This window comes from Rhodoblastus sphagnicola (assembly GCF_002937075.1).
Lineage (GTDB): Bacteria > Pseudomonadota > Alphaproteobacteria > Rhizobiales > Beijerinckiaceae > Rhodoblastus > Rhodoblastus sphagnicola.
The window spans coordinates 1-14,330 of sequence record NZ_NHSJ01000106.1; the positions used below are offsets into that span (position 1 = coordinate 1).

The following is a 14,330-nucleotide window of genomic DNA, read 5'->3' on the forward strand; positions in this document are numbered from 1 at the left end:
AAGACGCGCTGCGCGCGATCATCCGCGATTACACGCGCGAGGCCGGCGTGCGCAATCTCGAACGCGAGATCGGCCGGGTGTTGCGCTACGCGGCGGTGCTGGTCGCCGAGGGCGGCGTCGAGACTGTCCACATCACCTGCGACAAGCTCACGAAAATCCTGGGACAGCCGCGCTACGAGAGCGAGGTGGCGATGCGCACCAGCGTGCCCGGCGTCGCGACCGGGCTGGCCTGGACTCCCGTCGGCGGCGACATTCTGTTTATCGAGGCGACGCTGACGCCTGGCGCGGGACGCCTCATCCTCACCGGACAGCTTGGCGACGTCATGCGCGAAAGCGCCCAGGCGGCGCTCAGCATCGTCAAGAACCGCGCCGCCTCGCTCGGAATCGAGGGGGCGCGGTTCGAGAAGAACGACATCCACATTCATGTGCCCGCCGGCGCGACGCCGAAGGATGGGCCGAGCGCGGGCGTCGCCATGTTCACGGCGCTGGTGTCGCTGCTCACCGACCGCACGGTTCGCGGCGACACCGCCATGACCGGGGAGATCAGCCTGCGCGGCCTGGTCCTGCCGGTCGGCGGCGTCAAGGAAAAGGTCGTCGCCGCCGCCGCTGCGGGACTGACCAGAGTCATGCTGCCGGCGCGCAACCGCCGCGACTACGACGACATCCCCGAGGAAGCCCGCGACAAACTGGAGTTCATCTGGCTGGAGCGCGTCGATGACGCCATCGCCGCCGCGCTGACGCCGGTCACATGACGCCGATCCGTCGCCGCGCAGGCACGGCATCGCCCGGCAAGCTGTCGCGACCGCCTGCCGGGCGGAGCGCGCTCAACTGACCAGAAGTTCGTTCTCGACAAAGGTCGTGCCGGGCGCGGCCCAGGCGGCGGAGCCGGCCTCGTCGCGCTCGGACCAGGAATGGACTTTCCCGGTCAGCTTCACCTTGCCGTCATGGGCCGATACGGCGATGGCCGCGGGATCGAACCAGGAGCGGTCCAGCGCCAGCAGGATCTTGTCCTTGATATCCGTCGCACTGGGCTTGTTCCTGACGGCCACGTCATTGCTGACGCCTCTGACGCCCCAGAGCTCGCGCACATCGTTGAGCGCCGCTTCCTGCTGGTAACGCCATTCGACGACGCCGCTCAAAGTGATCCAGCCCTTTTCCACATTCACCTTCACGGCGTTGGCGGGAATGGTCGTGCTCCATTTCATGCGATCGACGGCGGCGGCGGCGATTTCCTCGTCGCCATGTATCACGTCAGAGGGCAGTCGCACCTCGATCTCCTCGGCGACCGCCTTGACGCCATGGACTCGCCGCGCCGCCTTCTCGGCCGCGTATTTCTCGGCGAAGGTCGGGACATGGCCCATGAGGGTCACGATGCCGTCTCTCGCCGTCACGCCGATGTGCGCGGCGTTGACGCTCGGCTCCCAGGCCAATTCGTCGAGCACGGCCTGTTTCAACTCCTTGTCGTCGGACATGACTTTCTCCAGAAGCGCGATCAGAGCGGTGACGGGACATCACTTCATGACCCGGCTTGGATAGAAGCCGGGCCAGCGCGCCGACAGGATCGGAATGTACCCACATCGGCCCGCGCCCATCGGCGGCGGTCGCTGTTTCGCACAGGTCGAAAGCGCGAGCGCCGCCTCAATCCTTGAGCAAATCGGGCGCGTTGGCGCGTGGCGCGCGCCGGGATATGCGCTCCAAATGAATCGCCTTTTTCTCCTCGCCCGTAGGTGTTTTCCGAGGCTGCCCCGGCTTGCGCAACCCGCCTAAGCACAAACAGGCTCCCGGCCGTTCCCGGCTCGCGGTCCGAGACCATCCCGCGGGAGAGCAATGATGTCACTTTCAGCGTTGAAGGACGAGTTCGCGGCGACGCCACGCCGCTTCCCACGCTTTTCGAGGAAAACCTCGCCATGGGATTCGAAGTCGCCGATCCGCGAGGAATTGTTCAGCGTCGAACGCCTTGAATCGCATGTCCGCAGTCTTGCGCTCGCGCAGCCCGTCGCTTCCCGGACAGCGCGGGGCCGGCCACTGGCCCCGCGACTGGCCGACAACGGCGCCGTCTTGTTGGCGACCTATCAATTGATCGTGAAGGAGATCAACGGCGGGCGCGCGATCACGCCGGCGGCGGAATGGCTCGTCGACAATTATCATCTGGTGGAAAAGCAGATCCATCAGATCCAGATGGAATTGCCGCCCGGCTATTATCGCCAGCTTCCCAAGCTTATCACCGGCCCCTTCGCCGGCTACCCCCGCGTCTTCGGCATAGTCTGCGCCTTTGTCGCCCATACCGACAGTTGTTTCGACGCCGAAATCCTCACCAGCGCCATCAACGCCTATCAGTCGGTCCAACCTCTCACCATCGGCGAACTCTGGGCCGTTTCCATCACATTGCAGATCGTGTTGATCGAGAATCTGAGGCGTCTCGCGCAAGAGGTCACCGTTGACCGGAGCGCGCGGCGCGACGCGGACGCCGCCGCCGATCGCCTGCTCGGCGTGCGCGAGCAAGCCGCCGAGCCGGCCTCGATTGTTTTCGCCGGGCGCGACGCCCAACCGCTTGAAGAAGCCTTCGCCGTCCAGCTCGTCCATCGGCTGCGCGACCAGGACCCGAAATTCACGCCCGCGCTGACCTGGCTCGATGCGCGCCTGTCGCAACAGAACCACACCGCGGATTCGGTCGTGCGCGCGGTCCACCGCAACCAGGGCGCCGCGAACGTCACCATGCGCAACATCGTGATGAGCCTGCGAGTCATCTCCGAGGTTGACTGGAAGGAATTGTTCGAGCGCTTTTGCCTGGTCGATGGCGCCCTAGCGCTCAATGGCGCCTTCACGGACATGGATTTCGCGACCCGCACCCTTTACCGCGCCGCCGTCGAGGAACTGGCGCGAGGGTCCGACCACAGCGAACTGGACATCGCGCTCCTCGCGGCGGCCGAGGCGCGCAAAGCCCGGCCGGAGCTCGCTGAATTGGAACAGATGCGGCGTGGCGATCCCGGTTACTCCCTGCTTGCCGGCGGGCGACCGGCGTTCGAGCGCGCGATCGGGTTTCGCAACAGTCGGCTCTGGCCCGCGCAGCTCACCGCCAAGCTTGGTTTCGACGCCTATGCCGCCGCCATCGTGATCGTGTCGGCCGGTCTGCTCGCGGCGCCGATGCTCGCCCTGTCCAGGCTGGGCGTCGGCTTCGCCCAACTCGGCCTGTTGGCGGCGCTTGGCGCGATTCCCGCCATTGACGCGAGCGTGGCGCTGATCAACCGGGCCATCGCGTTTTTCCTCCGCGCGACGCCCCTGCCGGGCATGGAGCTTCGCGACGGCGTGCCCCCGGCGCTGCGCACGCTTGTCGCCGTGCCGACGCTGCTGACGACGCGCGAAGACATTGCCGAACAGGTGGAGCGGCTCGAAATCCATCATCTCGCCAGTCCCGAGGGCGACCTGCATTTCGCCCTGCTGTCGGACTGGGTCGACGCCGACACGGAGCGCGCGGAGGGCGACGCGGACTTGGTCGCTTGCGCCCGCGACGGCATCGACGCCCTCAATCGACGCTATGGCCCGGCGCCCGCCGGCCCGCGCTTCCTGCTGCTGCACCGCCGGCGCGTGTGGAATGAAAGCGAGCGGCGCTGGATCGGCTGGGAGCGCAAGCGCGGCAAGCTCCACGAGTTGAACCGGCTGCTGCGCGGCGCGACCGACACCACCTTCATCGCCCGCGACGGCGGCGCCGGTTCGATCCTTCCGGAAAATGTCAAATATATCGTCACGCTGGACTCGGACACGCGGCTGCCGCGCGATTCCGTGCGCAAGCTGATCGGCAAGATGGCGCATCCGCTCAACCGGCCCCGGCTCGACGCCGCGCTGGGCCGGGTGGTGGAGGGCTATGGCATCCTTCAGCCCAGGGTCACGCCCTCGCTTCCCGTTGGCGACGAAGGCTCGCTCTATCAGCGCCTGTTTTCGAGCGCGAGCGGCATCGACCCCTATGCGGCGGCGGTTTCGGACGTCTATCAGGACATGCTCGGCGAAGGCTCCTATGCGGGCAAGGGCATCTACGACCTCGATGTGTTCGAGACCGCGCTCGCCGGCCGGGCGCCCGAGTCCACCCTGCTCAGCCATGATTTGTTCGAGGGGACTTTCGCGCGGGCGGGCTTCGCCTCGGATGTCGAAGTCGTCGAGCAGTTTCCCACGCGCTACGACGTCGGCGCGCTGCGGCATCACCGCTGGGCGCGCGGCGACTGGCAATTGCTGCCCTGGATTCTCGGCTTCGCGCCCAAGGGCGACTCGGCGCAAGGCCTCGCGCGCGATATTCCCCAGGTCGGCCGATGGAAGATGATCGACAATCTGCGGCGCACGCTTTCCGCGCCAACCGGCGCGCTCGCCCTGGCTCTGGCCTGGACGCTGCCGCTTGAACCGGCCCTCGTCTGGACGGCGTTCGTGCTGGCGACCATCGTCACGCCAACGCTTATCCCGGTGATTTCGGCGATCCCGTCCCGCAGCCCCGGAGTCGCCCTCTCCGACCATCTGCGGTCGCTCGCCGGAGACCTGCGCATCGCCGCCATGGTGTCCGCGTTCAATATCGCTTTTCTCGCGGACCAGGCCTGTCTGATGGGCGATGCGATCGGGCGAACCTTGTGGCGGCTTTTCGTCAATCGCCGTCACTTGCTGGAGTGGACGCCCGCGGCGCAATGCACGGCGCGACGGCGTCTCGACATGCGCGGGTTCTTCACGCGCATGTCCGGAGCGACGGGCGTCGCCGCGGCGGCTTTGCTCGCGGCGCTGCTTTCACCGCACGGAGCCTGGCCGCTGGCGGCGCCTTTCGCGGCGCTTTGGGCCTTCTCGCCCGTGCTGGCGCGCTATGTCAGCCTGCCGCATCGGCCCGAGAGCCGCGCCAGGGCCTCGCGCGACGAAGCGCGCGCGCTGCGGCGGATCGCGCGCGCAACGTGGCGGTTCTTCGAGGTCTTCGTCACCAAGGAGGACCACGGGCTGCCCCCGGACAATTTCCAGGAGAATCCGGCGCCGGCGCTGGCGCATCGCACGTCGCCCACCAACATCGGTCTTTATCTGCTCGCGATCGCCAGCGCGCGCGACTTCGGCTGGATCGGCGCAACCCAGGCGATCGAACGCCTGGAGGCGACGCTGGCGTCCATGACCCGATTGGCGCGTTATCGCGGCCATTTCTACAATTGGTACGACACAGCCGATCTCGCCGCGCTCGAACCCAGATATGTGTCCTCGGTCGACAGCGGCAATCTGGCCGGCCACCTCATCGCCGTCGCCAACGCCTGCCGGGAATGGCGGCGCGCGCCCATTGCCGATGACGCGTGTCGGGCGGGCGTCGCCGACACGCTGGCGCTGGCCGGCGAACAGGCCGCCCTGCTTCGCCTTGGACCCGCGCTCCAGACGGTGACGCAGCGTCGGTTCGAAGATTCGCTCGCCGCCGTGACCAAACGGCTTGACGAGGCGCCCGCAAAGCCGCTGGCGCTCCAATTGCCCGAACTCGCCGGCGAGGCCGAAGCGCTGCTCGATCTCGCGCGGGCGATCCAGCTTGAACGCGGCGACGCGAGCGCGGCCGATCTGCTCTATTGGTCGCAAGCCAGCCTCGCCGCGATCCAAGCCCATCGGCGGGAATTTGCGTTCGCCGGGGAGATCGCCTCGTCGCGCCACGCCCGCCTCGTCGCCTTGGAAACTTCGTTCCGGGCCATGGCGATGGCGATGGAATTCGACTTTCTGTTCGACCACGAGCGAAAATTGCTGTCGATCGGATATCTGATTTCGGAAGCGGCGCTGGACGCCAGTTGCTACGACCTGCTTGCGTCCGAAGCGCGGCTCGCGAGTTTCTTCGCCATCGCCAAGGGCGACATCCCCGCCCGGCACTGGTTCCGGCTCGGACGCGCCGCGACGCCCGTCGCGCATGGCTCCGCCCTGATCTCCTGGTCCGGCTCGATGTTCGAATATCTGATGCCGCCGCTCGTCATGCGCGCGCCGATCGGAAGCCTGCTCGAACAGACCGACCGGCTCATCGTGCGCCGACAGATCTCTTATGCCGCCAAGCTCGGCCTGCCCTGGGGAATCTCCGAATCCGCCTATAACGCCCGCGATCTCGACCTCACCTACCAATATTCCAATTTCGGCGTGCCCAGCCTCGGGCTGAAGCGCGGCCTGGAGGAGAACAAGGTCATCGCGCCCTATGCGACGGCGCTGGCGACCATGGTCGATCCCTCCGCCGCCGTCGCGAATTTCGGGCGGCTGAGCGCGATGGGCGCGCGGGGCCGCTTCGGGTTCTACGAAGCGGTGGATTTCACGCCGACGCGGGTTCGCGAAGGCGCCCGCTTCGCTGTTGTGCGCGCCTTCATGGCGCATCACCAGGGCATGACCATCGTCGCCATCGCCAATGCGGTGCTGGGCGGCTTGATGCGCGAGCGCTTTCACGCCGAGCCCATGATCCAGGCCACCGAATTGCTGCTACAGGAGCGGGTGCCGCGCGAAGTGGCGACGACGCTTCCCTGGGCGGCCGAAGTCAAATCGGCCGCGCACGCCAGCGACGCGGACCCCTCCGGCGGACGCCGGCTGACCTCGCCGCATCAAGTCCCGCCCGCGAGCCAGCTTCTTTCCAATGGCCGCTACGCCGTGATGCTGACGGCGGCGGGTTCGGGCTACAGCCGGTGGGGCGACATCGCGATCACGCGATGGCGCGAGGATGCGACGCGCGACGACAGCGGCGCCTATATCTTTCTCAGGGACATGCGCGGCGGCGCCGTCTGGTCGGCGGGATTTCAACCGACCGGCGCCGAGCCGGACGCCTATTGCGTCGATTTCAACGAGGATCGCGTCAAGTTCTCGCGCAAGGACGGGAGTCTCACGACCACGCTCGAAGCGCTGGTCTCGGCCGAGGACGATTCCGAGGTGCGCCGGGTCTCCATCTCCAACGCCGGCGCTCAAAGCCGCGACATCGAGGTCACCTCCTATTGCGAACTCGCCCTTGGCCCGCAGAGCGCGGATGTGGCGCATCCCGCCTTCGCCAAACTCTTCGTCGAGACGGAATATCTCGCCGATGTCGGCGCGATCCTCGCCACAAGGCGCAGGCGGACGCCCGACGAGCCGGAAATCTGGGCGGCGCATTTGAGCGTCGCCAATGGCGAAGCGGTGGGCGCCCCGGAGTTCGAAACCGACCGGGCGCGCTTCCTTGGTCGCGGACAGGGCGTGCGCGCGCCCCTCGCCATGGCGGCGGCGGGGCCGCTCGGCAATTCTTGCGGAACCGTGCTCGACCCGATCTTCGCCTTGCGCCGCCGCCTTGTCATCGCGCCCGGAGCCACGGTTCACGTCGCGTTCTGGACGATGGCGGCGGAGACGCGCGAGGCGCTGCTGGATCATATCGACAAACATCGCGACGCCGCCGCCTACGCGCGGGCGACCACGCTCGCCTGGACCCAGGCGCAGGTCCAGCTTCATCACCTCGGCGTCAAGCCCGGCCAGGCCGGACGTTATCAACGTCTGGCGAGCCACGTCATTTTCGCGGGGCGCGCGATGCGGCCCGCGTCGGACACCATTCGCCAGGGGTCCGGCCCGCAATCGGGCCTTTGGCCTCACGGCATTTCCGGCGACCTGCCCATCGTGCTGTTGCGCATAGCCGAAATCGAGAACCTCTCCGCCGCGCGCGAAATCCTGCAAGCCCATCAATATTGGCGGATGAAAATGCTCGCCGTCGATCTTGTCATCCTCAACGAACACGAATCCTCCTATGCGGAAGATCTTCAAAAGGCGATCGAAACCCTTGTGCGCGCCAGCCAGCGCCGACCCGCGCCCGGCGCCGAGCGCCTCGGGGGACGGGTGTTCGTTGTTCGCGCCGACCTGATCGGCGCCGACGCGAGCAGGCTGCTTGTTTCCGCCGCGCGCGTCGTGATGGCGGCGCAACAGGGGAGCCTGTCGGATCAACTCGACCGCGTCGCCGAATCCAGAGCTTCCCCCGCGTCGCCGATTCGTCTGTTCGCCAAACCGCGCGTCGCGCTTGCCAAGCCGCACGCCGCGCTCGCCAAACAAGACGCCGCCTTCGCGAAGCCGGATCTCGAATTCTTCAACGGACTGGGGGGATTTGGCGACGACGGGCGCGAATATGTCACCATCCTCGGACCGGGCCAGTCGACGCCGGCGCCCTGGATCAATGTGATCGCCAATGCGGCTTTCGGCTTCCAGACGGCGACCGATGGCGGCGGCTACACCTGGTCGGGCAACAGCCGCGAGAACCAGCTTACGCCCTGGTGCAATGACCCTGTCGGCGACCCGCCCGGCGAGGCCTTCTATCTGCGCGATGACGACAGCGGCGACGTCTGGAGCCCGACGGCGCGGCCCATTCGCCTGGATGGCGCGACCTATCTGGCCCGCCACGGCCGGGGCTATAGCCGCTTCGAGCTTGAGGCGCATGGCGTTTCCGCCGACTTGCTGCAATTCGCGCCGCTGGCGGGATCGATCAAGATCTCGCGGCTGCGGCTGACCAACCGGACCAACCGGACCCGCCATATCAGCGTGACCGCCTTCGTCGAATGGACGCTCTGCGCGGCGCGATCCGCTTCGCTCGGCTTTGTGGAAACCGAGATCGACGCCGCGACCGGCGCCATTTTCGCGCGCAATCCATGGAACATGACCTTCGGCTCGCGCGTGGCTTTCGCCGACATGCGCGGCGCGCAGACGGAATGGACGGGCGATCGGCGCGCGTTCATCGGCCGCAACGCCACGCTGGCGAACCCGGCCGCCTTGGCCAGCGCGGCGACTTTGTCCAACACGGTCGGCGCCGCGCTGGACCCCTGCGCGGCGATGCGCGCCAGGATCAGTTTGCCGCCCGACGGCGCGGCCGAAGTCGTGTTCTTCCTGGGCGACGCGGAGTCGCGCGAGGCGGCCCGCGCCACGATCCGGACATTCCGCGACGCCGATCTCGACGCCATCGAGGCCGATATCGCCCGTTTCTGGGACGAGACCCTGGGCGCCGTCGTGGTCCGGACGCCCGACCGCGCGATGGATCTCATGCTCAATGGCTGGCTGCTCTATCAAACCCTCGCCTGCCGCGTCTGGGCGCGCTCGGCCTTCTATCAGGCCAGCGGCGCCTATGGGTTCCGCGACCAGTTGCAGGATGGCATGGCGCTCGCCGCCGCGCGGCCCGACCTGACGCGCGCGCATCTCTTGCGCGCGGCGGCGCGGCAGTTCGTGGAGGGCGACGTTCAACACTGGTGGCTGCCGCGCAGCGGCCAGGGCGTGCGCACGAAAATCTCGGACGACCGGCCCTGGCTGGCCTTTGCCGTCGCGCATTATGTCGAGACGACGCAGGACTTGTCCGTGCTCGACGAATCCCTGCCCTTCCTCGAAGGCGCGCCGCTCGAACCCGGCGAGACCGACCGGTTCTTCACGCCGGCGATCTCAGGCAAAGCCGCCACGCTGTTCGAGCATTGCGCGCTGGCGCTCGATCACAGTCTGGCGCTTGGAAGCCACGGGCTGCCGCTGATGGGAACCGGCGACTGGAACGACGGCATGAACCGCGTCGGCGAAAAAGGCGAAGGCGAGAGCGTCTGGCTCGCCTGGTTCTTGCACACGACGCTCATGAATTTCGCGCCCTTGGCTGAGGCCCGAGGCGAGACTTCGCGCGCAAAAACTTGGCGTGAACATGCGCTGTCCCTGCAAGCCTCGCTGGAGCGCGAGGCCTGGGACGGCGAATGGTACAAGCGGGCCTATTTCGACGATGGCGCGCCGCTGGGGTCGGAGACAAACGCGGAATGTCGCATCGACTCCATCGCGCAATCCTGGGCCGTGCTCTCCGGCGCCGCGCCGCCCGAACGCGCGGCCCGCGCCATGGCGGCGCTCGATCGCCAGTTGATCAAGAAAGACGACGGATTGGCGCTGCTGTTCACCCCGCCCTTCGACACGCCGGCGCGCGATCCCGGCTATATCAAAGCCTATCCGCCGGGCGTGCGCGAAAACGGCGGCCAGTACACCCATGCCGCGACCTGGTCCGTGATGGCTTTCGCCGCGCTCGGCGACGGCGACAAGGCCGGCGCGCTTTTCTCAATGCTCAACCCGATCAATCATGCGCTATCGGACGCGGAGGTGGAGCGCTACAAGGTCGAGCCCTATGTCGTCAGCGCCGACATTTACTCCGAGCCGCCCCATGTCGGGCGCGGCGGCTGGACCTGGTACACCGGTTCGGCCGGCTGGCTGCAACGCGCCGGCGTCGAAAGCGTGCTGGGCCTTCGCTTCCGGGGCGCGACGCTGCTGATCGATCCGTGCGTTCCCAAGGCCTGGGACCGGTTCGAGGCCGACCTGCGCTACAAGTCCGCGCATTACGCGATTTTCGTCGAAAATCCGAACGGGGTGTGTCGGGGCGTCGTTTCGGCGCGCCTCGACGGAATCGAAATCGTGGAGCGCCCGTTGCGGGTCGCCTTGCTCGACGACGGGCGCCGGCGCCGCGTTGACGTGCAATTGGGTTGACCCGGGCGACACGGCGTTGGTCCTCGCGAGGCGACTCGCCTGATTTGAATCGGCTGACGTGAGTAGATTCCGTGCCTGCCCTTTCCCGGCGGCGCCGTCTAGGGTGGCTGAAATTCGAGACAGGAGGCGTGCATGCACTGGGATCGATTCGCAACGGGTTTGAAGCACCTCATCGCCAAAGTGGCCTCTCCGGAAAATCTGGCGCCAGAAGACGATCCTGCCGCCGACACTGCAATCCCCCGCGACCCCTTCGGCAATGACGGATATTGCGAGGAACGCGTGGAGCCCTATTCCCCGGACTATCGGACCGAGCGTAGCGACTCCTCGCTGCACTTGAGCTGCTGAGGCGGCTTCAAGCGAAACGGAACTTGGCTCGCATTAGGAAAATGCGACAAAATAAGGATCTCAAGCCTGTTCCGATCCCCTTGGATCGCAACAGGCTTGAGCGGATCCGCGAGGGCAAGGATGCGCCACGAGCAGAAATTCGCTCCTTCTCCCCGCAAGCCATGCTGCAAGCCATGCTCTTTGAATCCGTGACCCATCAGGTCCAGCCGCTATGACGGTCGTCGGGCTTGCGCCGAAGGCCGAGGCCAAGGCCGGGAGGACGAGTCTTGCCGGCAAGCGCGCCGGACTCGTCGCCGCTGCGCTGCTGGCGCTGTTGGCGGCCGGCCTCCTCTGGCGCCATCTCCATGCCCCGCCAACGCCGCATTATCTCAGCGCGCCCGCGACGCGGGGCGATATCGCCCGCGCGGCGGCGGCGACGGGCACGGTCAACCCCGAACTCACCATCATCGTCGGCAGCTATGTCTCGGGCGTGCTGGTGCAAATTTCCTGTGACTACAACACACAGGTCAAGGCCGGCCAAATCTGCGCCAGGATCGATCCGCGCCCCTATCAGGCCCTGGTCGATCAGGCCAAGGCCAATCTGGCGGTGGCCAAGGCGCAACTGGTCAAGGATCAGGCCGGTCTGGCTTACACAAAGCTGAACTGGGAGCGCAATCGCTTGTTGCTCCAGCAGAAATCCGTCGCCCGCGACGCCGCCGACCTGTCGAAAAGCAATCTCGATCAGGCAGAGGCGCAGATCGGTTTCGATCTCGCCACCATCGACCAGCGCCAGGCCCTGCTGGCGGCGGCGCAAGTCGATCTCGACTATACCAACATCACCTCCCCGGTGAATGGGACGGTGGTCTCGCGCAATGTCACCCAGGGCCAGACGCTGGCGTCGAGCCTGAACACGCCGACCCTGTTCCTGATCGCCACCGATCTCACCCGCATGCAGGTCGACACCAATGTCAGCGAGAGCGACATTGGCGAGGTCAAGCAGGGCGACAAGGCCAGCTTTACGGTGGACGCCTTTCCGACCCGCCTGTTTTCGGGCACCGTCACCCAAGTGCGCCAATCGCCGCAGACGGTGCAGAATGTCGTCACCTATGACGCCGTGGTCAGCGTCGCCAACACCGATCTGGCGCTCAAGCCGGGCATGACCGCTTCGACCCGGATCATCACCGACCAACGCACGAACGTGCTGCGCGCGCCCAACCAGGCCTTGCGTTTTACGCCCGCGAACGTGGACGCGGCGGCGCCGTTGAAACCGGGCCTTGCGCGGCTGTGGCTGCTGCGCGACGAAAAACCCGTCGCCATCGATATTGTCGCCGGGCTCGACGACGACAATTTCACCGAAATTGTTCAGGGCGATGTGAAGGCGGGCGATGTGATCCTGCTCGGCGCGGAGGGGAGCGCCGTCCGGTGACGCTGGAGCAGCCGGTCATCAAGCTTGAAGCGGTGACGCGGACGTTTGTCGTCGGCGACTTGGAGGTGCGCGCCCTGCGCGCCGCCACCTTGACCATCGCGCGCGGCGAATTCTTGGCCATCATGGGGTCTTCGGGCTCCGGCAAATCGACGCTGATGGCGATTCTCGGTTGCCTCGACCGCCCCACCAGCGGCGCTTATCTTCTCGACGGCGTCGATGTCGCCGGACTCGACGAACCCGAACTGGCGCGCATCCGCAGCGAAAGGCTCGGCTTCGTGTTCCAGAGCTTCAATCTGCTGGCGCGCACCAGCGCGCTGGAGAATGTCGGGCTGCCGCTTTACTACGCGGCGGCTGGCCCGGTCGATGGCGCGACGCGGCGGGCGCGGGCGCAAAAATCGCTGGAATTCCTGGGGCTTGGCGCACGCGAAGCCAATATGCCGAACCAGCTCTCCGGCGGGCAGCAGCAGCGCGTCGCCATCGCCCGCGCCCTGATCAACGCGCCCAGCCTGCTGCTGGCCGACGAGCCCACCGGCAATCTCGACACCAAAACCTCGCACGAGATCATGGAGACCTTGACGCAGTTGAACCGCGACCAGGGCGTGACCATAGTTCTCGTCACCCATGAATCCGACATAGCCGCCTATGCCGACCGTCTGCTGACCATGCGCGACGGCGAAATCATCTCCGACGCGCGCACCCGCCCGACGCGCGCGCCCAATGTTGTCGCGAAGGCGCCGCCGCCGTCGAACCGGCCCACCGTCGGCGGCTTCTGGTCGTTCGGCCTGATGATCGTCGCCGCCGCCGTGCAGGCCATCGGCCGCAACAAGATGCGCTCGTCGCTGACCATGCTCGGCGTCTTCATCGGCGTGGCCGCCCTGATTGTCATGGTCGCGGTCGGCGACGGCGCCAATGAGGCCGTGCGCAAGCAGATCGAGGGCCTTGGCGCCAATGTCGTGGTGATCCTGCCCGGCGCGGCCCATCGCGGCGGCATGCGCGGCGGCGCCGGCAGCGCCAGCACCTTGACGCTCGCGGATGCGGCGGCCATCCGCCGCGAGGACGCCGCCGTCGCCCAGGTCGGCTATCTCATCCGCCAGCAGGGTCAGGCGCAATACGCCAATCAGGACTGGACCACCACCATTCAGGGCGTCAGCCTCAATTATCCGCCGATCACCAATTGGCGCATCGCCGCCGGACGCGCCTTCACCGCCGAGGACTCGGTCGGGGCCGAACTGGTGGCGATCATCGGCCAGACCGTGGCCCGCCAATTGTTCGGCGCCAACGAAACCCCTGTCGGCGCTTACATCCAGGTCAAGAACACGCCGCTGCGCGTGGTCGGCGTGCTCGCCGCCAAGGGCCAGACCTCGTTCGGCCAGGATCAGGACGATCTGGTGATGACGCCCTTCACCACCGCCGAGCGCAAGGTTTTGGGCGCGGCGGCGCCGAGTCAGACCCAGACGCCGCTGAACTGGTCCTATTTGCCGGCGCCCAATCCCTATGCGCTTCAGGCGCGGCTGACCGGCTATGTCAACCAGATCTATGTGCAGGCGGTGAGCGCGGCGCAGGTGCGCGCGGCGATCGACCAGGCCAGCGCAACGCTGATGCGCCGTCATCGCATAAAGCCCGGCGCGGTCAAGGATTTCGACATCCGCAACCTCAGCCAATATGCGGAGACCGCCGCCAACAGCAGCCGCATCATGGCGCTGCTGCTGGCCGCTGTCGCCTCGATTTCGCTGCTGGTCGGCGGCATTGGCATCATGAACATCCTGCTGGTGTCCGTGACCGAGCGCACGCGGGAAATCGGCCTGCGCATGGCGATCGGCGCGCGCCGGCTGCATGTGCTGCTGCAATTCCTCACCGAGGCCATCATTCTGTCGGTCAGCGGCGGCCTCGCCGGCATTGTCGCGGGGGTGGCCATCGCCGAAATCATTTCGCTCGGCTTCGGCTGGGGAGCGCCGTTGTCGCTGACGGCGGTGGCTGGCGGCTTCCTGTTTTCGGCGGCGGTCGGCGTGTTCTTCGGCTATTATCCCGCGCGAAAAGCCTCAAGCCTCGATCCCATCGAGGCCTTGCGCTACGAATGATGCGATTTCCGAATGCGCGGAAATCCGCCTTCCGCCTGGAGGATTTCCGCGCG

7 protein-coding genes are annotated in these 14,330 nt (G+C 66.8%); 6 read left to right on the top strand and 1 reads right to left on the bottom strand.

Translation table 11 applies throughout. From position 1 onward, the window contains the following. On the top strand, window positions 1-752 hold a 752-nt coding region (locus CCR94_RS17270), incomplete at its 5' end, for a S16 family serine protease (protein WP_275112823.1). Between the two features lie 72 nt (window positions 753-824). Here CCR94_RS17270 and CCR94_RS17275 read toward each other — a convergent pair. Beyond that, a complete protein-coding gene (locus tag CCR94_RS17275) occupies window positions 825-1,472 on the bottom strand; it encodes a BON domain-containing protein (protein ID WP_104509091.1) in 648 nt (215 codons plus the stop codon). 358 nt (window positions 1,473-1,830) lie between these two features. On the opposite strand from CCR94_RS17275, the gene CCR94_RS17280 reads away from it, so the two are divergent. The 5 genes from CCR94_RS17280 (at window position 1,831) to CCR94_RS17290 (ending at window position 14,277) form a co-directional block, all read left to right on the top strand. Continuing rightward, entirely contained in the window at window positions 1,831-10,449 is an 8,619-nt protein-coding gene (locus tag CCR94_RS17280; RefSeq protein ID WP_104509135.1) for a glycoside hydrolase family 94 protein, read from the top strand. Between the two features lie 132 nt (window positions 10,450-10,581). Then, window positions 10,582-10,794, top strand: a complete 213-nt coding sequence (locus tag CCR94_RS24665) for a hypothetical protein (RefSeq protein ID WP_146090072.1) — start codon at window positions 10,582-10,584, stop codon at window positions 10,792-10,794. A 41-nt stretch (window positions 10,795-10,835) separates the two neighbouring features. Continuing rightward, the gene (locus CCR94_RS25720; RefSeq protein ID WP_184421522.1) at window positions 10,836-11,009 is read left to right on the top strand and encodes a hypothetical protein; all 174 of its coding nucleotides are present in this window, start codon (window positions 10,836-10,838) and stop codon (window positions 11,007-11,009) included. Then, the gene (locus tag CCR94_RS17285) at window positions 11,006-12,199 is read left to right on the top strand and encodes an efflux RND transporter periplasmic adaptor subunit (protein ID WP_104509092.1); all 1,194 of its coding nucleotides are present in this window, start codon (window positions 11,006-11,008) and stop codon (window positions 12,197-12,199) included. The genes CCR94_RS25720 and CCR94_RS17285 overlap by 4 nt, the downstream gene beginning before the upstream one ends. Beyond that, window positions 12,196-14,277: an ABC transporter permease gene (locus CCR94_RS17290; protein ID WP_170068955.1), complete on the top strand. Its 2,082-nt coding sequence runs from the start codon at window positions 12,196-12,198 to the stop codon at window positions 14,275-14,277. The genes CCR94_RS17285 and CCR94_RS17290 overlap by 4 nt, the downstream gene beginning before the upstream one ends. Window positions 14,278-14,330 lie beyond the last annotated feature (53 nt).

What these genes read in the sequence shown, in the direction of transcription:
- CCR94_RS17285 (WP_104509092.1), top strand. Translation starts at nt 11,006, where the DNA reads ATGACGGTCGTCGGGCTTGCGCCGAAGGCCGAGGCCAAGGCCGGGAGG.
- CCR94_RS24665 (WP_146090072.1), top strand. Translation starts at nt 10,582, where the DNA reads ATGCACTGGGATCGATTCGCAACGGGTTTGAAGCACCTCATCGCCAAA.
- CCR94_RS17275 (WP_104509091.1), bottom strand. Translation starts at nt 1,472, where the DNA reads ATGTCCGACGACAAGGAGTTGAAACAGGCCGTGCTCGACGAATTGGCC.
- CCR94_RS17280 (WP_104509135.1), top strand. Translation starts at nt 1,831, where the DNA reads ATGTCACTTTCAGCGTTGAAGGACGAGTTCGCGGCGACGCCACGCCGC.
- CCR94_RS25720 (WP_184421522.1), top strand. Translation starts at nt 10,836, where the DNA reads ATGCGACAAAATAAGGATCTCAAGCCTGTTCCGATCCCCTTGGATCGC.